16 protein-coding genes are annotated in these 19,566 nt (G+C 71.8%); 2 read left to right on the top strand and 14 right to left on the bottom strand.

What is annotated here, in order from left to right; translation table 11 throughout:
- Positions 1-438: 438 nt before the first annotated feature.
- From ABGB21_RS13380 to ABGB21_RS13360, 5 genes are all read right to left on the bottom strand, one after another.
- Complete coding sequence (locus ABGB21_RS13380) at positions 439-1,026, bottom strand: ATP/GTP-binding protein (RefSeq protein WP_347677957.1); 588 nt, start codon at positions 1,024-1,026, stop codon at positions 439-441.
- Between the two features lies 1 nt (position 1,027).
- Positions 1,028-1,405 (bottom strand): DUF742 domain-containing protein, encoded by a 378-nt coding sequence (locus ABGB21_RS13375; protein WP_101371820.1) that lies wholly within the window; start codon positions 1,403-1,405, stop codon positions 1,028-1,030.
- 107 nt (positions 1,406-1,512) lie between these two features.
- A complete protein-coding gene (locus ABGB21_RS13370) occupies positions 1,513-1,917 on the bottom strand; it encodes a roadblock/LC7 domain-containing protein (RefSeq protein WP_347653036.1) in 405 nt (134 codons plus the stop codon).
- Complete coding sequence (locus tag ABGB21_RS13365) at positions 1,914-5,330, bottom strand: nitrate- and nitrite sensing domain-containing protein (protein ID WP_347677955.1); 3,417 nt, start codon at positions 5,328-5,330, stop codon at positions 1,914-1,916. The genes ABGB21_RS13370 and ABGB21_RS13365 overlap by 4 nt, the downstream gene beginning before the upstream one ends.
- A 552-nt stretch (positions 5,331-5,882) precedes the next feature.
- The gene (locus tag ABGB21_RS13360) at positions 5,883-6,959 is read right to left on the bottom strand and encodes an adenosine deaminase (protein WP_347653038.1); all 1,077 of its coding nucleotides are present in this window, start codon (positions 6,957-6,959) and stop codon (positions 5,883-5,885) included.
- A gap of 164 nt (positions 6,960-7,123) precedes the next feature.
- Here ABGB21_RS13360 and ABGB21_RS13355 point away from each other — a divergent pair, with 164 nt between their 5' ends.
- Entirely contained in the window at positions 7,124-8,014 is an 891-nt protein-coding gene (locus tag ABGB21_RS13355) for a putative RNA methyltransferase (protein WP_347677953.1), read from the top strand.
- A 146-nt stretch (positions 8,015-8,160) separates the two neighbouring features.
- Here the strand turns inward: ABGB21_RS13355 and ABGB21_RS13350 are convergent, their stop codons facing one another.
- The 9 genes from ABGB21_RS13350 to ABGB21_RS13310 form a co-directional block, all read right to left on the bottom strand.
- Positions 8,161-8,841: a DUF4272 domain-containing protein gene (locus ABGB21_RS13350; RefSeq protein WP_347653040.1), complete on the bottom strand. Its 681-nt coding sequence runs from the start codon at positions 8,839-8,841 to the stop codon at positions 8,161-8,163.
- A gap of 231 nt (positions 8,842-9,072) precedes the next feature.
- Positions 9,073-10,353 (bottom strand): thymidine phosphorylase, encoded by a 1,281-nt coding sequence (locus tag ABGB21_RS13345; RefSeq protein ID WP_347677951.1) that lies wholly within the window; start codon positions 10,351-10,353, stop codon positions 9,073-9,075.
- Positions 10,354-10,510: 157 nt separating this feature from the next.
- Entirely contained in the window at positions 10,511-11,215 is a 705-nt protein-coding gene (locus ABGB21_RS13340) for a cytidine deaminase (protein ID WP_347653074.1), read from the bottom strand.
- Between the two features lie 30 nt (positions 11,216-11,245).
- Positions 11,246-12,523 carry an ABC transporter permease gene (locus tag ABGB21_RS13335; protein ID WP_347653042.1) on the bottom strand — a complete coding sequence of 426 codons (1,278 nt, stop codon included), beginning with the start codon at positions 12,521-12,523 and terminating at the stop codon, positions 11,246-11,248.
- 8 nt (positions 12,524-12,531) lie between these two features.
- Positions 12,532-13,980: an ABC transporter permease gene (locus ABGB21_RS13330; RefSeq protein WP_347653043.1), complete on the bottom strand. Its 1,449-nt coding sequence runs from the start codon at positions 13,978-13,980 to the stop codon at positions 12,532-12,534.
- Complete coding sequence (locus ABGB21_RS13325) at positions 13,977-15,782, bottom strand: ABC transporter ATP-binding protein (RefSeq protein ID WP_347677949.1); 1,806 nt, start codon at positions 15,780-15,782, stop codon at positions 13,977-13,979. The genes ABGB21_RS13330 and ABGB21_RS13325 overlap by 4 nt, the downstream gene beginning before the upstream one ends.
- Before the next feature lie 83 nt (positions 15,783-15,865).
- Positions 15,866-16,930 (bottom strand): BMP family ABC transporter substrate-binding protein, encoded by a 1,065-nt coding sequence (locus ABGB21_RS13320; protein WP_347653075.1) that lies wholly within the window; start codon positions 16,928-16,930, stop codon positions 15,866-15,868.
- 362 nt (positions 16,931-17,292) lie between these two features.
- Positions 17,293-17,634: a hypothetical protein gene (locus tag ABGB21_RS13315; RefSeq protein WP_347653045.1), complete on the bottom strand. Its 342-nt coding sequence runs from the start codon at positions 17,632-17,634 to the stop codon at positions 17,293-17,295.
- Positions 17,616-18,818 (bottom strand): hypothetical protein, encoded by a 1,203-nt coding sequence (locus ABGB21_RS13310; protein WP_347677947.1) that lies wholly within the window; start codon positions 18,816-18,818, stop codon positions 17,616-17,618. Before ABGB21_RS13310 ends, ABGB21_RS13315 begins: the two co-directional genes overlap by 19 nt.
- A gap of 101 nt (positions 18,819-18,919) precedes the next feature.
- Here ABGB21_RS13310 and ABGB21_RS13305 point away from each other — a divergent pair, with 101 nt between their 5' ends.
- Positions 18,920-19,537: a TetR/AcrR family transcriptional regulator gene (locus tag ABGB21_RS13305; RefSeq protein WP_347653047.1), complete on the top strand. Its 618-nt coding sequence runs from the start codon at positions 18,920-18,922 to the stop codon at positions 19,535-19,537.
- The last annotated feature ends 29 nt before the right edge of the window (positions 19,538-19,566 follow it).

Here is a 19,566-nt window from a genome sequence, read left to right as displayed (position 1 = left end):
CCTGACCGGCCGGGCCGGATCCGGAGGCCGCCGCTGTCCCGGTGCGACCGTGGGGAGGCGGGCAACGTCCGAAGCGGACCGTGGTCGTTCGCGTTCCCTGGCGGGTGCCCCTCGCCGGCGCACCCCGTCGCGGGAGATGACACCGGGAGCGTCCCGGTCGGACAGCGGCGTCCGTCCCGGCTGGACGGGAGAGAGCGGCCGCGGGTCCGGACGGCCACACGGCGTACGTCCGGAAGCGACGGTGGCCCGCAGGATGCCCGGCGCGACGGCCGGTTGCCTCCACCCGGACGGCGGGCAGCGGTCAGCGACCGGTGGCGCGGATCGGCCACACCGGTGGCTGTGGTGACGTGCCGGGCCGGGACAGCCTGGACCGGGACACGACGGATGGCGCCGGCCGCGGACGTGGGTCCCGGCGCGACGGTGGAACGTCCGCCTCGGTCAGGCCGGCGCGACGGCGCGGGACCGACGCATCGTCAGCACGTACTCGACCAGCGAGATGAGGACGTGCTTGGTCGACTCCCGGTTCCGGGCGTCGCAGGCGACGACCGGTACGTCGTTGGAGATGGCCAGCGCGTCCCGCACATCCTGCGGGTCGTGGTACTGCATACCGTCGAAGCAGTTGATCGCCACGAGGTACGGCAGCCGACGGTGCTCGAAGAAGTCGATTGCCGCGAAGCAGTCGGCGAGCCGGCGGGTGTCCACCAGCACGACCGCACCGATCGCCCCTCGCACCAGCTCGTCCCACATGAACCAGAACCGCGTCTGGCCCGGGGTACCGAACAGGTAGAGGATCAGATCCCGGTCGATCGAGATCCGACCGAAGTCCATGGCGACCGTGGTGGTCGTCTTTCCCGGAACCTGCCGCGTGTCATCGACACCCACGCCGGCGGACGTCATGATCGCCTCGGTGGTCAACGGCGTGATTTCCGAGACCGAGCCAACCAGTGTCGTCTTGCCGACGCCAAAGCCACCGGCGATGACGATCTTCGCCGATGTCACGCGCCCGGGGGTTGGGCGGTGCGACATGTCAGAGCCTGCGAAGTCCACTCAGCACCCTCTCCAGCAGTTCAGTGCCCACCGCGTCGTTTGAGTCGTCCAGAATCGTCGGCTCGTGCACCGCCACCAGGCCGTCTGCGGCCATGTCGGCGATCAGGACCCGAGCTACTCCGAGCGGCAACTGCATCCGCGCCGCGATCTCCGCGAGCGACTGCAGTCGACCATCACACAGCGCGGCGATGTATTGATGCTCCCGGCCCTGGCCACCATTGCCGTTACCGGCGGACCGACCGCGCACCGTGGTCTCGACGAGCGCCTCCAGCGCGATGTCGAGCCTCGGCCGGGTCCGACCGCGGGTGACGGCGTATGGCCGTACCAGCGCGCCGGTCGGCTCGTCGCGTTCGGCCATCATCGCCGTTCACCCCCTTCTCGCCGTAGCTGAGACTCACACCATGGAGTTCGTCGTCGTTCCATTGTCGTCGCACCAGCTGGCAGCACACACCAGCCGGGTACCGCCTAGCTCAGCATCCCCGCCGCGGCCCGGGGCGGCGGCGTCAACGCGTCACCCACCCGGTCGACGAGCAATGCCATCTCGTAGCCGACCTGCCCGACGTCGGAGCTCCGGGCGGCGAGCACCGCGAAGGACGACCCGTCCGAGATGGACATCAGGAACAGGAATCCATTGTCCATCTCGACGACTGTCTGCAACACCGCCCCACCCTCAAAGCAGCGCGCCGCTCCCTGGGTGAGGCTGACCAGGCCGGACGCGATGGCGGCGAGCTGATCCGCCCGGTCGCGCGGCAGGTCCCGTGACGCCGCCAGGAGCAGGCCGTCCGCGGAGACGGCGATCGCGTGGGCGACGCCGGGCACACGATCGGCGAAGTTGGCCAGAAGCCAACCGAGATCCTGCGTAGATGTCATCCTTCATGCTCCTTCTGGCCGCTTGCGTTCGCGGGGCCCAGATCGATCTGCCCGGTCGACTGGTCGTCCGTCGGGTGCGTGCGGCCACGCTGCACCCCACGGTGGTACGCGGACAGCAGTCCTCGTACCGCCTCCGGCGTACGACGTTGCACCGAGGTGGTCGGCTTCTCCACGGCCCCGGGAACCAACTGGGCCATCGGCACCCGTTTGGGCAGACCGGTCGACGTGGTCGGGGCGTCGGGCGCCTTGGCCGCCGAGGTGGCCGCCATCGCTGCCCGCCAACCGTCATCGGCCGCCGTACGCCAGCCGCCGCCGACCGCCTCGCCCGCTCGACCAGCGCCATTGCTGTGGCCGGTGGTGGGATCCTGCCCCACCGGTGCCGAGACGTTCACCATCGCTGCATTACCTGTCGGTGCGCTTGACGTCCGCTCCGCGTCCTGGCCGGCACCCTCCACCGTGGCGACCTGGCTGGTCGACGGGGCGGACGCGGCACCACTGGGCGAAGCGCTGGCCTCCTCGGGGGTCCGGCGGGTGCGGAACCAGGCCGACTCCAGCTCGCGGAAGATCGGCAGTTCCATGGTCTCGTCCGCGAACTTCGGTCGAGCCTCCACAGTAGCCGGTGGTTCGGCCGCGGGCCGAGGCATCCTGGGGAGTTCCGCCGTCATGTCCAGCGCGGCGGCCAACCGTTCCGGTACGGGCGGCGCGGTCGTCTCCCGGTCGGGGGTGTTGACCGGCGGCCACGCCGGAGGCGCACCGGCGCCGGGCACCTGCGTGGGCGTGGGTGCGGGCTGCGGGACCGGCGGCGCGGCGTTGAACGCCGACACCGGGGCCGGCGGGGCACTGAACGGCGACACCGACGACGTGGCCGGCGGTGCTATCGAGGCCTGCGGGGTCGGCGTCGCCTGCACCGGCGGAGCGGAGACCGGCGGAACCGCCAGCGGCGGCGGGGCCGACTGCGCCGCGGACTGCGCCGCCTCCTGGGTGCTCTGCCGCTGTCGGGGGATGGTGAACCCCGACATCGTGGTGGTGTCGGTGGCCGGGCTGCTCTCCGCGCCCTGCTCGGTGGCACGACGCTGCGGCAGCGGCTCCACCTCGCGCCCGTCCGGGATCCGCGGCGTGAAGGGGTCGCCCCCGCCCCCGTTCAGACCCGTCCGCGCGCCGGTCAGGTCCGACCAGGCCGGCATGCTCCGCACCGAGTTCGGCGGGGTGCTGGAGCGCCCACCACCGTTCGTGACCGGTTCGTACTGCCGGGCCGGCGGAGCGGGATCCGGCTCCGCCGGACGAGAGAAGGGCGTCTCCGCGGGCCGGGTGAACGACGCGCCGCCGCTCTCCAGCGCGAGCGGGGCACCACCGAAGGTGGGACGCTGTGCCGGCGGCTGCGGTGTCGGCGCGGCCGGCAGGGCCCCGGGCTGACCGGCCCGGCCGGCGAGCGCCCGGGGAATCAGCATCGCCGCGGGCAGTGTCACATCTGCGACGGTCCCGCGCTCGTGGCCGGGACGCAGCTCGACCTGGACACCGTGTCGGGACGCCAGCCGCGCCACCACGACCAGACCCATCATCCGGGAGACGGTGACGTCCACCGCGGGCGGCTTGGCGAGCCGCTCGTTGAGGTCGTGCAACTGCTCCGCGGTGATGCCGATACCACGGTCCTCGACGTACAGCGTCGCGCGGTCGCCGACCCGGCGGGCCTCGACCAGCACCTGTGAATCCGGCGGGGAGAAGGCGGTGGCGTTGTCGAACAGCTCCGCCACCAGGTGGACGAGGTCGTTGACCGCCTGTGCCTGGACCTCGATGTCCCGGTCGACCATCCCGAACTCGATGCGGGTGTAGTGCTCGACCTCGGACTGCGCGGCCCGGAGCACGTCGATCAGGGCCGCCGGCTCGCGCTGCACGCGGGTCGAGTCGGCACCCGCGAGGACCAGCAGGTTCTCGTCGTTGCGGCGCATCCGGGTGGCCAGGTGGTCGAGCTGGAAGAGCTCGGCCAGCCGGTCCGGGTCCTCCTCGCCGCGCTCCAGCCGGTCGAGGTGCCCGATCAGCCGGTCGACCAGGATCTGGGACCGACGGGCGAGGTTGACGAACATCGTCGAGACGGAGGACCGTAGCGCGGCCTGCTCGGCGGCGGTCCGGACCGCCTCCAGGTGGACCGCGTTGAACGCCTCGGTGACCTGGCCGAACTCGTCCTTGCTCCGGACCGGCAGCGGCTCGGCGATCTGGTTGGCGACCTGGACCGGGGACATCTGCGCGGTCAACTGCGGGTCACGGAGCCGGGAGACCGCGTGTGGCAGACCGTGTTCGGCGACCGCGAGCGCGCCCTGCCGGAGTTCCCGCAGCGACCGGGCCATCGAGCGGGCCACCAGGTACGCGAAGAGGATCGCGATCAGCAGCATGCTGAGCAGCAGGGCGGTCTCGCCGAAGACCTGCTGGCGTACGTCGTCACGCAGCGCGCCGGCCTGCTTGAGCACGTCACCGTCGAGCTTCGCCTCGACCTCGCGGATCAGCTGGGCGTTGCCGACCATCGCGGCGTCCCAGTCGTCCGCGTCGAACGGGGCGTCCGACATCGTCTCGTTGGTCTTGCCGCGGATCCAGCCGCTGTAGGTGTCGGCCTCGCGCTGGTCGGCGCCGGCGACCACCTGCTCGTAGAACTCGGACTCGTCCCGGCTGGCGACCGCCTCGAAGCTCTGCAGCGCCTGCTGCTGGCCGGTCTCGGTGGCGATGTAGTCGGTCCGCAGCACCGGGGTCAGCCGGTTGTCGATCAGCGCGCGGTGTACGACGACCCGGCGCATCGACAGGTATTCCTTGGCCCGCGAGGTCGCGGCGGCGGCCCGCATCCGGTCGCCCAGGTTGGTGTCACCCGCGAGCTGCGACGCCAGGTCCCGCAGGTCGAGCAGCTCGTTGATCAGCCCCTCGTACGACTGGGCGGCGTCGGTCAGCTTGAGCTTCTCGTTGATGACCTGGCTGCGGGTGCCGGGCAGGTCGTTGAGCCCCTGGTCGATCCGGCCCAGCAGGGCGTCGAAGTTGGCGGGCAGGTCGTCCAGCTCGGCCCGGCGCTCGGAGTACGGCCCTTTGGCGCCGTCGACGCGCTTGTGTACCTCGTTGTACGTCTGCAGGTACTTCTGTCGGGGTGCCTCCGCGCGGGCGCCGAGCAGCAGGACCGCGCCGGCCCGCTCGTCCTGCAGGTCGTGCACGAGCTCGCCGGAGACCTGGGCGAGTGCGGCCAGGTGGTCGGCGCGACTGGCGTTCTCGAGCCGCTCCAGGTGGTCGATGATCCCCGTCGTACCGACGACCACGACCGCGATGGTCGGCGCGATCATGATCAGCCCGAGCTTCGACCAGATCGGCATGTCGCGGAGCCGACTGATCGGCGAGCGGAGACGCGACAGGACCGTTCCTGGTCCCTTGGGCCGCTTGCTCACGTCACCGCCTTCCCATCCAGCACCCTGCGGTGGATCGAGGGCACCGCTGAACAACCGACCCGGCCGGGTCGGACCTCCGAGATTCCATCACGCCACAACTCAAAGAGAAAGCCCAGGTTGTCACCAACCGGGAGCGCACCGAAATGTTCCCGCGCTTTGACAGCGGTCCGTCTTTTTGGTGTCACCCAGCGTAGTCACAAACTGTTTCTGCGTACGTCCCCCGTGGTCACCGCGGTTCGGATCCGGAAATCGTGCCCGATCCCTGATCCGAGGTCCCGCACCGCAACGCATCGAACGGTACCGGAACCCGTGCCACCCTACGCCCCCGCGTCCATCCAATGAGCCGGGGCCGGCCGGTCGCTTGCCGCCGCACGATTCGACACCGCCGTCGGCAGGGCGACCATCGCCCGCCGGCCCCGACAACAAGGCCGAAGTGCCGGATTACGCACTCCGTGCGGACCATCCGGCGACCGGCCGGCCAGGCCGTCCTGACCGGACCGGTACCGACGCCACCCGAAGGGCCGTCAACTTCTCGGACAACCCGCCGACGGATCAGGACAGCAGTTTGGCGTACGCCGGTTTGATCACCTCGTTGATGATGGCCAACCGCTCGTCGAACGGGATGAAGGCGCTCTTCATCGCGTTGACTGTGAACCACTGCAGCTCCGCGTAGCCGTAGCCGAACGCCTCCACGAGCAGGGCCATCTCCCGCGACATCGAGGTGCCGCTCATCAACCGGTTGTCGGTGTTGACGGTGACCCGGAACCGAAGGTCACGCAGCAGCCCGATGGGATGCTCGGCAATCGACGGCGCCGCCCCGGTCTGGACGTTTGACGACGGGCACAGTTCGAGCGGGATCCGCTTGTCCCGGACGTACGCGGCCAGCCGGCCGAGCACCGGCTCCGTGCCGGCGGTGATGTCGTCGACGATCCGTACGCCGTGCCCGAGCCGGTCCGCGCCGCACCACTGGATCGCCTGCCAGATCGACGGCAGGCCGAACGCCTCGCCGGCGTGGATGGTGAAGTGGAAGTTCTCCCGCTGGAGGTACTCGAAGGCGTCCAGGTGCCGGGTGGGCGGGAAGCCCGCCTCGGCGCCCGCGATGTCGAACCCGACCACCCCGACGTCCCGGTGCCGAACGGCGAGTTCGGCGATCTCCTGGGACCGGGCGGCGTGCCGCATCGCGGTGAGCAGGGTGCCGATCCGGATCGGCGACCCGGCCGCCGCGGCGGCGGCGGAACCCTCGGCGAATCCGGCCAGCACCGCCTCCACCACCTCGTCGAGGCTGAGCCCCCGCTCCAGGTGCTGCTCCGGGGCGAACCGGACCTCCGCGTAGACCACACCGTCGGCGGCCAGGTCGAGCGCGCACTCGGCGGCGACCCGACGCAGGCTCTCCGCCGTCTGCATCACCGCGACCGTGTGCGCGAACGTCTCCAGGTACCGTTCGAGCGACCCCGAGTCGGCCGCCTCGACGAACCACCGGCCGAGTTCCTCCGGATCGGTGGTCGGCAGCGGGTGCCCCACCGCGTCGGCGAGTTCGACCACGGTCGCCGGGCGCAGCCCGCCGTCGAGATGGTCGTGCAGCAACGCCTTGGGCACCCTGACGATGTCTTCGTAACCGATTACCGCCATGTGCCGACATTAGTGGCCCACCTCCGGCACCCCCGGCGGACCCCCGTACCGCCACGTCCCCGGCACCACCACCGGCGCCGGTCGGCCGGCACCGGCACACACCCTGCCGCCGACCGACGCCGGGTCCGGGCCGGCGTCGCTTCCGGCGCCACTATCGTGGCCTGGTGCCTCCCGAGATCCTGCGGCACCTCCGCTGCCCGCTCTGCGGTCAACCGCTGGCCCCGGTGCCGCCCGGTGCCGCGTCGGGGGCCACCGCGCTGCGCTGTCCGGCCGGGCACAGCTTCGACGTCGCGCGGCAGGGGTACGTGAACCTGACGGTGGGACGGGCCCCGCACTCGGGGGACACCGCCGCGATGGTGGCCGCCCGGGACGAGTTCCTCGGTGCCGGCCACTACGACCTCATCTCGACCACCCTCGCCGAGCTCGCCACCACACCGGCCGCCCCCGCCACCGGGCCGGCAGACGGCGCTCGGACGGCGTACCCAGAACTGGTGGTCGACGCCGGAGCCGGCACCGGCTGGCACCTCGCCGCGGTGCTCGACGCCCTGCCCGGCGCCACCGGCCTGGCCCTGGACGTGTCGAAGCCGGCGCTGCGCCGCGCCGCCCGGGCGCACCCACGGGCCGGCGCCGTACTCTGCGACACCTGGCGGCGGCTCCCCCTGGCCGACGGCGCCGCCGATCTGGTGCTCAACGTCTTCGCCCCACGCAACGGCGCGGAGTTCCGGCGGGTGCTGCATCCCCGGGGCCGGCTGCTCGTGGTCACCCCGGCCGCCGACCACCTGCGCGAACTGGTCGACGCGCTCGCCCTGCTCCGGGTCGACCCGGCCAAGGAGGAACGGGTCGCCGACAGCCTGACGCCCTACTTCACGCCGGGGCCCGTCACGATACGACGCGACACGCTGCGGCTCACCCGGGCCGAGGTACGCACCCTGGTCGGGATGGGTCCGAGCGCCTGGCACACCGCCCCGGAACCGCTCGACGCACGGATCGACGCGCTTTCCGAGCCGGTGACCGTCACCGCCGCGGTCCGCATCGCCGTCTACCGACCCCGCTGAGCATCCCGCCCCCCGGACAGCCCGCCCCTCGGGACAACCCGCCGCCCCGGACAGCCGGGCCGGTGGCGCCGGGGTCAGGTGGACCGACAGGATCAGGTCGACCGACGGGATCAGGTCGACCGACAGGATCAGGTCGACCGACGGGATCAGGTCGAAAGGTCGACCTCTTCCCAGCCGGCCGGCGGATCGTGGAACGGCCCCCGGAAGACGACCGCCCACTCCAGCGCCCACCGCCGCTGCCCGATCGCGTTGCTGTCGATCATGCCGGGCAACCGGAGCCCCTGCCGCTCGGCCTCCAGGTACGCCCAGTCCAGGCAGTAGTAAAGGTCGAGCACGCCGGCGACCTCCACCGCGTCCCGGGGCGCCGCCAGGGAGCGCGCCCGCCACTCGTTGAAGGTCTCCCCGGCGGGCAGGTTCGGCAGCCGCACCATGAGCCGGTCGTCGGAGGGCGCGGTCGGGTCCAGGTGCCGGCTCAGCCCGAGCACCCAGGCCAGCGCGAAGACCGCGTCGTGGTGCAGGACGAACGACCGGTGGTCCCCCCGGTCCCCCGCCACGAACTGCCACTCCGGCGGCGTGACCAACTCCACCAGGTGCGAGCCGAGCAGCCACCCCATCCCGGTCTCGGCCGACATCCCGAAGCACCGGGCCAGCACCAGGTGCAGAACGGCGACGCGGGCCTCGAGCTCGCCGGTGGGTCGCAACTCGACGGTGTCCCCCGGCTCCCACACCAGCGGGAACTGTTCCGGAGGCAGCGGCAGACCCAGCCGGCTCAACTCGGCCACGTTGGCCGCACGGACCGCCTGGGGGTCGGGAACGGGCACGCTCACAGCGGTAGGTCCTGTCGGGTCAGGGTCCGTCCGGTGCGGCCGCGACGTGACCCCGGGTGGCTGCCCGGACCGATGTCGAACCGGGCCCGGTGGAAGTCCCCCGGGCGACGGAGAATAGCCGCTCGGCGGGGACCCGCACCGGCCGCCCCGCCCACCGTCGACGATGCCGGCCGGGCCGGTCGGCAACCATCGCCGGTCCGGTCGGGGCGGCCAGGCGATCGGGCGACGCGGTCAGGCGATCCGGTCGATGACCAGCGGCGCCACGGTCGGCCGCTGCGCCGAGACCAGCACCGCCGCCTCGGCGTCGGCCCGGGCCGCCGGAATCCGCGCCGGATCGTCGGCCCGCAGCTCGTACAGCGGGTCACCGGCCCGGACCGGGTCACCGGGCCGGCGGTGCAGCACCACGCCGGCGGCGGCGCTGACCGGATCCTCCTTACGGGCCCGGCCCGCACCGAGCCGCCACGCCGCGATCCCGATGCCGTACGCGTCGACGGCGGAGACAAAACCGTCCCGGTCGGCCCGGACGACCTCCACCTCGGCGGCGACCGGCAGCGGGGCGTCCGGGTCCCCGCCCTGGGCCCGGACCATGGTCCGCCACACGTCCATCGCCCGGCCGTCACGCAGCGCCCGCTCCGGGTCCGCGTCCGGCAGCCCGGCCGCGGCGAGCATCTCCCGGGCCAGCGCCAGGGTCAGCTCCACCACGTCGGCGGGACCGCCGCCGGCGAGCACCTCGACCGACTCGGTCACCTCGACCGCGTTGCCGACCGCCAGCCCCAACGGGGTCGACATGTCGGTGAGCAGGGCGACCGTCCGTACGCCGTGTGCGGTGCCGAGCTCCACCATGGTGCGGGCCAGCTCCCGGGCGTCCGACTCGGCCTTCATGAACGCACCCGAGCCGACCTTCACGTCGAGCACCAGCGCCCCGGTCCCCTCCGCGATCTTCTTGCTCATGATCGAGCTCGCGATCAGCGGGATCGCCTCCACGGTGCCGGTCACGTCGCGCAGGGCGTACAGCTTGCGGTCGGCCGGGGCGAGCCCCTCCCCGGCCGCGCAGATCACCGCGCCGACCTCGCCGAGCTGCCGGATGAACTCGTCGTTGCCGAACGTCGCCCGCCACCCCGGGATCGACTCCAGTTTGTCCAGCGTGCCGCCGGTGTGCCCGAGCCCCCGCCCGGACAGCTGCGGTACCGCGGCCCCACACGCCGCGACCAGCGGGGTCAGCGGCAGGGTGATCTTGTCGCCGACGCCGCCGGTGGAGTGCTTGTCCACGGTCGGCCGGGCGACCCCGGACAGGTCCAGCCGCTCCCCGCTGGCGATCATCGCGGCGGTCCACCGGGCGATCTCGGCGGGAGTCATCCCGCGCAGCAGGATCGCCATGGCCAGCGCCGACATCTGCTCGTCCGCGACCTGCCCCCGGGTGTACGCGTCCACCACCCAGTCGATCTGACCGTCGGAGAGCACCCCACCGTCCCGCTTGGTCCGGATCACGTCGACCGCGGCGTACGTTTTCACCGTTGTTTCCTCTTCCTCATGGTTGAACCGGACGGCAGCCGACTTCCCGGGCCGCCCGGGGACCGGGGGCGACCGTGCCCGGCGCAGGGATCAAGCCTGACCGCCCGGAGCCGGGAACGGTCGCCCCCGGCCCCACCTCGGAGCCGGGGAGGGCGGCTCAGCCCACCCAGCGCGCCGGGATCTCCGCCGGCGGCTCCCCCTCGCCGGCCCAGAACATCGCGCCGTCCGCGTCGACCACCACCACCCGGGGCGTACGGGCCTGCGCCCAGGTGATCGCCTCGGCGACGTCGGTCCAGGTCGGCGCCTCCTCCAGCACCCCGGTCGGGGCACCTTCGGCGTCACCGGCGGCCCGCTCCCAGTAGCCGGTCCAGATCTGCCGGCCGCCGGAGACGTCCGGGTGCAGGAAAACGGTGCCCCGCCCCCGCCAGGCCGCCAACGCCTCCGGCACGCTCGGCACCTTCGCCGAGGTCGCCATCGCCGCCAGGTCCTCCGCCCCGAAGGCGTACGGCAGCAGCTCCGTCATCCGTAGCGGCCGGGGTTCCGCCTCTACCTGGAGTTCCGGGCCACCGTGCTCCCAGAGCAGTTGCCGGCACCGGCCGCAGGGCATCAGCGGCGCGCCGTTCGCGTCGACACAGGAGAACGCGACCAGCTTTCCGCCACCGGAGGCGTGCAGTGCGGAGACCAGTCCACACTCGGCGCAGAGCGTGACGCCGTACGAGGCGTTCTCCACGTTGCAGCCGACCACGATCCGGCCGTCGTCGACGAGTGCCGCCGCCCCGACCGGATAGTTCGAGTACGGCGCGTACGCGTGCCGCATCGCCTCGGTCGCGGCGGCCCGCAGCGTCACCCAGTCAATCTCCATCGTCACGCCACCATCCTGCCCCGCCGCTGGTCAGCCCTTGATGTAGGGCTTGCCGTCGGCGGCCGGGGCCCGTACCTTGCCGACCAGCCCGGCCACCGCGAGCAGGGTGGCGAGGTACGGCAGCATGGCGAGGAACTCGCTGGGGATGGTGCTGTTGATCGCGCTGAGGTAGGTGCCGAGCTGGTCGGCGAAGCCGAAGAAGAGCGCGGCCAGCAGGGCGCCGGTCGGGCTCCACCGTCCGAAGATCAGCGCGGCGAGGGCGATGAAACCCTTTCCGCCGATCATGTTCTTGGTGAAGGTGTAGAGCGCCAGGGTGTAGGAGGCGCCGCCGACCCCGGCGACCATGCCGGCCAGCAGCACGTTCCGGTAGCGCAGCGCCAGGACCTTCACCCCGAGGGTGTCGGCGGCGGTCGGGTGCTCGCCGACCGACCGGGTCCGCAGCCCCCACCGGGTCCGGAACAGCGCGACGTGGATCACCACCACCAGGATCAGCGCCAGGTAGAGGAAGATGTTGCCGCTGAACAGCGCCGGGCCGAGCACCGGGATGTCGGAGAGGACCGGGATCGGCCACGCCTCGAACCTCGGCGGCTGGTTGTACTTCGCGGCGTCGGGCTGCATCAGCCGTTCGTAGAGGAAGCCGGTCAGGCCGACCGCGAAGAGGTTCAACACGATTCCCATCACGACCTGGTCGACCAGGTACCGGATGGTGAAGACCGCCAGCAGCAGCGAGATCAGCGCGCCGCCGAGCGCGGCGGCGACCAGACCGAGCCAGGCGCTGGCCGCCATGGTGCCGACCAGGGCGCCGGCGAAGGCGCCCATCAGCAGCTGCCCCTCGATCGCCACGTTCACCACGCCGGACCGCTCGCAGAGCACGCCGGCGAGAGAACCGAAGATCAGCGGCAGGGCGAGGATGAAGGTGCCCCGGACGATGTTGACCAGCGGCATGAAGTTCTGGTCCGGCGGCGCGGCCGAGACCTGCCAGCACAGGAACGAGAGCACCACGCCGACCACGGCGACGCCGAGCAGCGGGGTGAACCAGCGCTTCGAGAGCCCGGCCAGCAGGGCCGCCCCGGCCGCCGCCGCGACGAGTCCGAAGAGGATCGCACCGACGGTCCCGTTGATCGCCACCGAGGCGCCACCGGCGTCCTCGCTGAGGGTGAACCGGGCGTCCGCGCCGGTGGCGAGGGCGCCGAACAGCACCGCGGCGACGAGGCCGAGCAGCATCGCGCCGGCGCCGACCTTACGGTCGCGGGTCCAGAAGCCCGGTCGTACGGTGACCGCGACGTCCTCGACAGTCATCGTGGACATGGAGTGTGTCACCAGCCCTTCGCCATGCTCGTCTGGAGTCGGGCGGCCCGGGCGGCCCGGAGCCCGAAGATCGCCTTCACCAGTGCCGGTGCGGCGATGAAGATGACGATCAGCGCCTGCAGCACGGTGACCAGTTCCAGCGAGACGCTGGCGTACGACTGCATCCGGTTGCCGCCCGCCTGCAGGGCGCCGAAGAGCAGTGCGGCGAGCGCGACGCCCCACGGTTTCACCCGGCCGAGCAGGGCGACGAGGATGCCGTCGAAGCCGATCTGGGCGACCACCAGCGGGGTGAGTGCGGTGGCGGTGCTGCCGAGCACCATGTTCGCGCCGCCGAGGCCGGAGAGCGCACCGGCGATCACCATGACCAGGACGTACGTCTTTGCGACGCTGATCCCGGCGGTCCGGGCCGCCTCCGGGTTGGCGCCGACCGCCCGCAGTTCGAAGCCGAACGTGGAGCGGTTGAGCAGCCAGGAGATCGCCCAGGTGGCACCGACCGCCAGCACGATGCCGAGGTGTACCCGCAGGTCGCCGCCGAGCAGTCGGGGCAGTTGGGCGGAGCCGTCGACGGAGCGGCTGATCGCGTCGGTCCGGTCCGGCGCGTGCACCCCGTGCTGCATGATGATCCAGGCCAGGAAGTACGTGGCGACGTAGTTGAGCATGATCGTGGTGATCACCTCGTGCGCGCCGGTCCGGGCCTTGAGGAAGCCGGAGGCGAAGCCCCAGACCGCACCGCCGAGGGCACCGGCGACCAGGGCCACGACCAGGTGTACGACCGGCGGCAGCGGCAGCAGGAAGCCGGCCAGCGCGGCCAGGATCACGCCGATCGTCGCCTGGCCCTGGGCACCGATGTTGAACAGGCCGCCCCGGAAGGCGAGCGAGACCGCCAGACCGGTGAAGACCAGCGGGGCGGTGTAGGTGAGCGTCTCCGAGATCGGGGCGAAGACCGGCTGCCAGCCGTTGGTGCCGTTGATCCAGCCGGTGACCGCGGCCGGGTCGACGATCGCGCCCTTGAACAGGTTGGCGTACGCGTCGCTGACCACCGCCCAGCTCGCGTTGAGCGCGTCGGAGGGCCGGGCGGTGAAGTAGCTGAAGGTGTGCAGCACGTCCGGGTCGGAGATGATGATCAGGATCGCCCCGATCACCATCGCCAGCACGATGGCGAGCACGGTGACGGTCACCGTGTTCGCCGACCAGAGGTTGCGGACGAAGAGCTTCAGCAGCAGCGAGGCGCCGCCGTCCCGGTCGGTCAGCGGGGCGTCCCCGCCGCGCCGGGCGGGCTCGGTGCCGTCGTCGGTCGCCGGTGTGGCACCGGCCTGATCCGCCGTGCCGGTGGCCTCGGCGGTGCCGGTCACCTGCTCGGTGTCGGCTCCGGTCCCGGTCACCTTCTCGGTGTCGGGGCCAGCGCCGTCCGGGTTCTCCCGGGGGGACGGTACCCCGGGCGTGTTGACGTCGGTCATCGGGTTTCCTCGCTACCAGGAACGTCGGTGCGGCCGGCCCCCTCGACGGCCGGTTCGGTCACCTCGGCGGACTCGGCCCCGTCGACCGGCGACGTGGCCGGGTCGGCAGACCCCGCCCCCTCGGCGGCCGACCCGGTCGCCTCGGTGCCGGTCACGCCGGCCATCAACAGTCCGATCTCCTCACGGGGCGTCTCCGGACCGACGACGCCGATGATCCGGCCCCGGTACATCACGGCGACCCGGTCGGCGAGGCCGATCACCTCGTCCAGTTCGCTGGAGACGAGCAGTACGGCGGTGCCGATGTCCCGCTCGTGGATGATCCGGCGGTGGATGAACTCGATCGAGCCGACGTCCACGCCCCGGGTGGGCTGGGCGGCCACGAAGAGCTTGAGCGGCCGAGACATCTCCCGGGCGATGATCACCTTCTGCTGGTTGCCGCCGGAGAGGGTCCCGACGGGTGCGTCGGCGGACGGGGTCCGGACGTCGAACTCGGGGATCCGCTCCCGGGCCGACGCGGCGATCGCCTCCGGCCTGAGCACCAGTCCGGCCCCGAACGGCGGCTGGTCGTAGATGTCCAGCACCAGGTTCTCGGCGACGCTGAACTCCTTGACCAGGCCGTCGACGCTGCGGTCCTCGGGAACGTACCCGACGCCGGCCCGGAGCACCCGCTTGGTGGGCCAGCCGTCGATCCGCTCCCCGGCCAGCGTCACCGAACCGCTCAGCAGCGGCCGGAGGCCCATCAGCGCCTCGATCAGCTCGGTCTGGCCGTTGCCCTGCACACCCGCGATGCCGAGCACCTCGCCGGCCCGTACGGTCAGGTCGACGCCGTCGACCGCCCGGACCGACCGGTCGTCGTCGACGACCAGGCCCTCGACCTCCAGCACCGGGGCACCCGGCGCGGCGGCGGCCTTCTCCACGGTGAGGTTGACGGTACGACCCACCATCAGCGCGGCGAGTTCGTCCTCGCTCGCGTCCGGGTCGGCCGTGCCGACGGTCCGCCCCCGGCGGATCACGGTGATCCGGTCCGCGATCGCCTTCACTTCCTTGAGCTTGTGGGTGATGAAGACGATCGACTTGCCGGTCTCCTTGAGCGCCCGCATGACGGTGAGGAGTTCCTCGGTCTCCTGCGGGGTCAGCACGGCGGTCGGCTCGTCCAGGATCAGCAGGTCGACGTCCCGGGTGAGGGCCTTGACGATCTCGACCCGCTGCTGCACGCCGACCGGCAGGTCCTCGACGACGGCGTCCGGGTCGACCCGCAGGTTGTACCGGCTGGACACCTCGGCCACCTGGCGCCGGGCCCGCCGCCGGTCGAGGAAACCGAGCAGCCCGCCCCGGACCTGTTCCGCGCCGAGCATGATGTTCTCGGCCACGGTGAAGACCGGGACCAGCATGAAGTGCTGGTGCACCATGCCGATGCCGGCGCCGATGGCGTCGCCGGGGCCCTTGGCCCGCAGCGGTCGGCCGTCGACCAGGATCTCCCCTTCGTCCGGCTGCAGGAGTCCGTACAGCACGTTCATCAGGGTCGACTTGCCCGCGCCGTTCTCCCCGAGCAGCGCGTGAATCTCTCCGGGCTCCACCGTCAGATCGATGTGGTCGTTGGCGACCAAATCACCGAACCGCTTGGTGATGCCGCGCAGTTCGAGTCTCAGCGCAACCTCCAGGGAGTGCGGGGGGATGCTGCAGCCTAGCTGCTGGTAGGCCCGGTTGACAGGGGACCGTTCGGCGGTCGTGACGGCCTGTTCGGCCGTCCGGTGGGTGGCGTGAAAACCGGCCGCCCCGGCCCGGTGGAAAATGCTTCCCACCAGGGTCGGAGCGGCCGGATCGTCCTTTTCAACGCCGGCCCGGTCGGCCGCCGGTGACCACCGGTTCGGCCGACCCGGTGGTGTTACTTCGGCTGTGCGTCCGAGCTGACCTTGACGGTGCCGGCGGCGATGTCGGTCTTGAGCTTCTCGACCTCAGCCTTCAGCTCCGCCGGGACCTTGCTGTCGAACTCGTGGTACGGGGCGAGCGAGACGCCGTTGTTGGCCAGGGTGCCGAGGTAGCCGGGGTCGTGGGCCAGCTTCTCGCCCTTGGCCGCCGTCACCACCGCGTCCTTCACCGCGTCCTTGATGTTCTTGACCACGGTGGTGAGCAGCGCCGCGCAGTTCTGGGTGCTCTCGCAGCCGTCGACGTCGACCCAGATCACCGAGTACTTGCCGCCGGCCGCCTGGGCCGCCGCCGTGGTGCCGAGACCCGCCGCGCCGGCGACCGGCATGACGATGTCGGCGCCCTGGGCGACCAGCGTGTCGCTGATCTTCTTGCCCTCGTCCTGCTTGACGAAGTCGTTGGTGAACGAGCCGTTCTGGCTGGCCTTGTTCCAGCCGAGCAGCTGGACGTTCTTGCCCTTGGCCTGGTTGTAGTAGGCGACGCCGTCCGCGAAACCGTCCATGAAGATGGTCACCGGCGGGATCTTCATGCCGCCGTAGGTGCCGACCTTGCCGGTCTTCGTCATCCCGGCGGCGAGGTAGCCGGCCTGGAAGGCGGCCTGCGCGGTGTCGAACTGCATCGGGAAGACGTTGCTCTCCGGCAGCTTGGCGTCGACGATGCCGAACTGCTGGTCCGGGTGCGCCTTGGCGATCTTGGAGGTGGCGTTGCCCATCAGCCCACCGACGGCGAGGATGAAGTCGCAGTCCTGGTTGACGTACTGGGTCAGGTTGGGCTCGTAGTCGGCCTCGGCCTTGGACGCCACGTACTTGATGTCGATATTGCTGTCGGCGGCCTTCGCCGCTTCCAGACCGGCCCACGCCGAGGTGTTGAACGACTTGTCGTCGATGCCCCCGACGTCGGTGACCATGCAGGCGGTGTACTTCTCGGCCGCCGTGCCGCCGGCGTTGTTCTCCTCCGGAGCCTGGCCACACGCGGCGGCACCGAGCGCGAGCCCGCCTACCGCGAGTACCCCGACGATCCGCATCCCACGCGCAGTGCGCAAGACGGTCTCCTTCCCATTGCACACCGCCCACTGCGGTGGCTGCCCTTTGTGCCGGCCTGCTGCGCTGCCGCCGGCGTCCCACGTTACGGACGGGAGCGTACGCCCGCACCAGTCCACCGGCCGACAATCGTGCCTGACTGTTGAACGCCCGTTACCCTTACGTAACTTCGGGGTGCGCGAGATCACTTCGTGACCCGCCCGATGCCGGACCAGGTCCACCGGAGCGTCCCTTTTCCGCCTGTTCCGGCCGGCCGCAGGTGACGCGCAGTTGACCAACAGGGGCCCCCGGAATGACCTCGACCAGGGCCGATGAGTCCGGCCCTGGTCGACGTACCGCCCGGGGTTCAGCGCCAGAAGACCGCGACCGCCGCGTTGACCAGGGTCAAGCCGATGATCGCCAGGAAGTGGCCCTTGTTGACCACCTCGCGCTTACGGGAGAAGAACACCATCACAAAGATCATCAGTGCGATCACCAGCTTGGTGGCCAGCTTGGCCGGCGACGGTTCGTCGCCGTCCCGCAGCGGCGCGGCGAGGCCGAGCCCGGTCACCAGTTGGATGACCGCACCCCAGAGCATCAGGGGATTGATCCGCAGCCGGCCGGTGACGTACTGCCCGACCGCACCGCCGAGCAGCAGCGCGAAACCGATCAGGTGCGCGTAGAGGAGTATCAGTCGGAGAGGTTCCACGCCGCCCATCCTGCCCCATCCGCCACCGACCGGCCCGCCCGGAACAGGGGCCACGGCCGATCCGGCCCGTCCCGCGCCAACGGGAACGGCCGGGTCCGGGGCCGGATCACCCGCTCTGGGCGGTCAGGCTTGATCCCGTCGCGGGCGATCCGGCCCCGGCCCCCCAGGCCCGCCCACCGACCGGCTCGGGCCGGTCCCTGGCGGTCGCGTCCGGTGCCGGGGCCGTCCGGCACCGGCCGGGTCCGCGCGACGCAGGTGAGCAGCAGCCCGAGCCCGGCGTAGCCGACCAGGACCAGCATCGGTCCGGTCGCCCCGGCCCCGTCGAAGAATCCGGTCGACCGCAGCAGGGTGCCGCCGGCACCGACCGGCAGCCACTGCCCGACCGTGCCCCACGGCTGCGGCAGCAGTTCCGGCGCGGCGGAGACCGCGGACAGCGGGTTGCCGACCAGGAAGACCAGGACTGCACCGAGGCCGAGTCCGGGCCGACCGAGTGCGCTGCCGAGCCCGGTCACGGTGGCCGCGATCGCCAGCGTGGTCAGCGCGATCGCCGCACCGTTGCGCAGCGGGTCGCCGGGTAGCACGCCGAGCCAGCCCTGCAGCACCAGCGGCCCGGCGACACCGGCCAGCAGCCCGAAGCCGAACAGCCCGAGCAGCCGGGCGGTCCGGCCGGCGACCAGCAGGGTGAGCAGCGCTCCGGCCAGCAGGCTGGTCAGCGCGAGCGGCAGGAACCCGGCGGCGAAGCCACCGCCCCGAGGGTCGTCGGGATCGGCGGGGACGACCTCGACCACTCGGACAGGGGCGCCGGTCGGGGGCTGCCCGACGGCCTGGCTGAGCAGCGCCGCCACCGTGGGACTGGCTCCGGGTGCGGTGTGCAGGGCCGGTCCGTCCGGGCCGGCGACGAGGGCGGCGTACGCCTCGCGGTCGCGCAGCGCCCGGTCGGCGGCCGGGCCGTCGGGCAGTCGGATGACCGTGAAGCTGCCCGGCGGGGCGGCGGCGGCCAACCGCGCGGCGAGTTGGTCGGCGACGGGTGCCGGTCCGGCGACCACGACCGGCAGGTCGCGCGGGGCCAGGTTGGCGGCGGGACCGGCGAACAGGGGTACGAGCAGCGACTGCAGCAGGACCACTGCGACGGCGACCAGCGCGGCCAGCGCCAACGGTGATCGGGGACGGGTGGGTCGGATCATCTCCGGACTCCTCTAAAACGAATACTCGCTCTTTTAAGCTCCAGGCTCCTCCCGGAGGCATCGACGCGTCAAGAACGAATCCTCGTTTTACAATGTGTGGCGTGCCACGCGTCTCCGACGAACACCTGGCCGCCCGACGGCAACAGATCCTCGACGCCGCCTGGCGCTGCTTCCTGCGCAACGGCTTCCACGCCACGTCCATGCAGGACGTGATCAACGAGGCCGGACTCTCCGTCGGCGCGGTCTACCGGTACTTCCGCAGTAAGCACGAACTGGTCACCTCGATCGCCGAGTCCGTCCTCGACGGCGCGGACGAACTGTTCGGCGCACTCGCCGCGGCCGAGCACCCACCGCCCCTGCTGGAGGTGGCCGATCGGGCGCTCGAGTTCGTCGACTCCCAGCTCGGACCGGACGGCGCGTTCCGGCTCGCCGTACAGGTCTGGTCGGAATCGCTGCGCGACCCGGCGCTGGCCGACTTCGTCTCCCGGATGTACGCCGGGTTCCGCGGCCATTTCGTGACCCTCGCCCGACGCGCCCGGGAGGCCGGCGAGCTGCCCCCGGACGCGGATCCCGAGGCGGTGGGCGCGGTCCTGTTCGGCTTGCTCCCCGGATACGCGCTGCAACGGCTGCTCTCCGCCGGGCCGGACCGCCAGACCTACCTCACCGGGCTACGGGCCATGCTGGACCAGCACGTCGGGCACGCCGGCCCGGCCCGCTGACCTCGACGCCCCACCGGGCAGGACGCTTC

Origin of the sequence: Plantactinospora sp. B24E8 (genome assembly GCF_039871735.1) — a bacterium.
In the GTDB taxonomy this organism is placed as follows: domain Bacteria; phylum Actinomycetota; class Actinomycetes; order Mycobacteriales; family Micromonosporaceae; genus Plantactinospora.
The sequence above is the reverse complement of the archived record's forward strand: the minus strand, read 5'-3'. Positions and strand labels throughout refer to the sequence as shown.

Coding starts and splice junctions, on each gene's coding strand:
- ABGB21_RS13380 (WP_347677957.1), bottom strand. CDS start 1,026: ATGTCGCACCGCCCAACCCCCGGGCGCGTGACATCGGCGAAGATCGTC.
- ABGB21_RS13375 (WP_101371820.1), bottom strand. CDS start 1,405: ATGGCCGAACGCGACGAGCCGACCGGCGCGCTGGTACGGCCATACGCC.
- ABGB21_RS13370 (WP_347653036.1), bottom strand. CDS start 1,917: ATGACATCTACGCAGGATCTCGGTTGGCTTCTGGCCAACTTCGCCGAT.
- ABGB21_RS13360 (WP_347653038.1), bottom strand. CDS start 6,959: ATGGCGGTAATCGGTTACGAAGACATCGTCAGGGTGCCCAAGGCGTTG.
- ABGB21_RS13340 (WP_347653074.1), bottom strand. CDS start 11,215: ATGGAGATTGACTGGGTGACGCTGCGGGCCGCCGCGACCGAGGCGATG.
- ABGB21_RS13335 (WP_347653042.1), bottom strand. CDS start 12,523: ATGTCCACGATGACTGTCGAGGACGTCGCGGTCACCGTACGACCGGGC.
- ABGB21_RS13330 (WP_347653043.1), bottom strand. CDS start 13,980: ATGACCGACGTCAACACGCCCGGGGTACCGTCCCCCCGGGAGAACCCG.
- ABGB21_RS13320 (WP_347653075.1), bottom strand. CDS start 16,930: ATGCGGATCGTCGGGGTACTCGCGGTAGGCGGGCTCGCGCTCGGTGCC.
- ABGB21_RS13310 (WP_347677947.1), bottom strand. CDS start 18,818: ATGATCCGACCCACCCGTCCCCGATCACCGTTGGCGCTGGCCGCGCTG.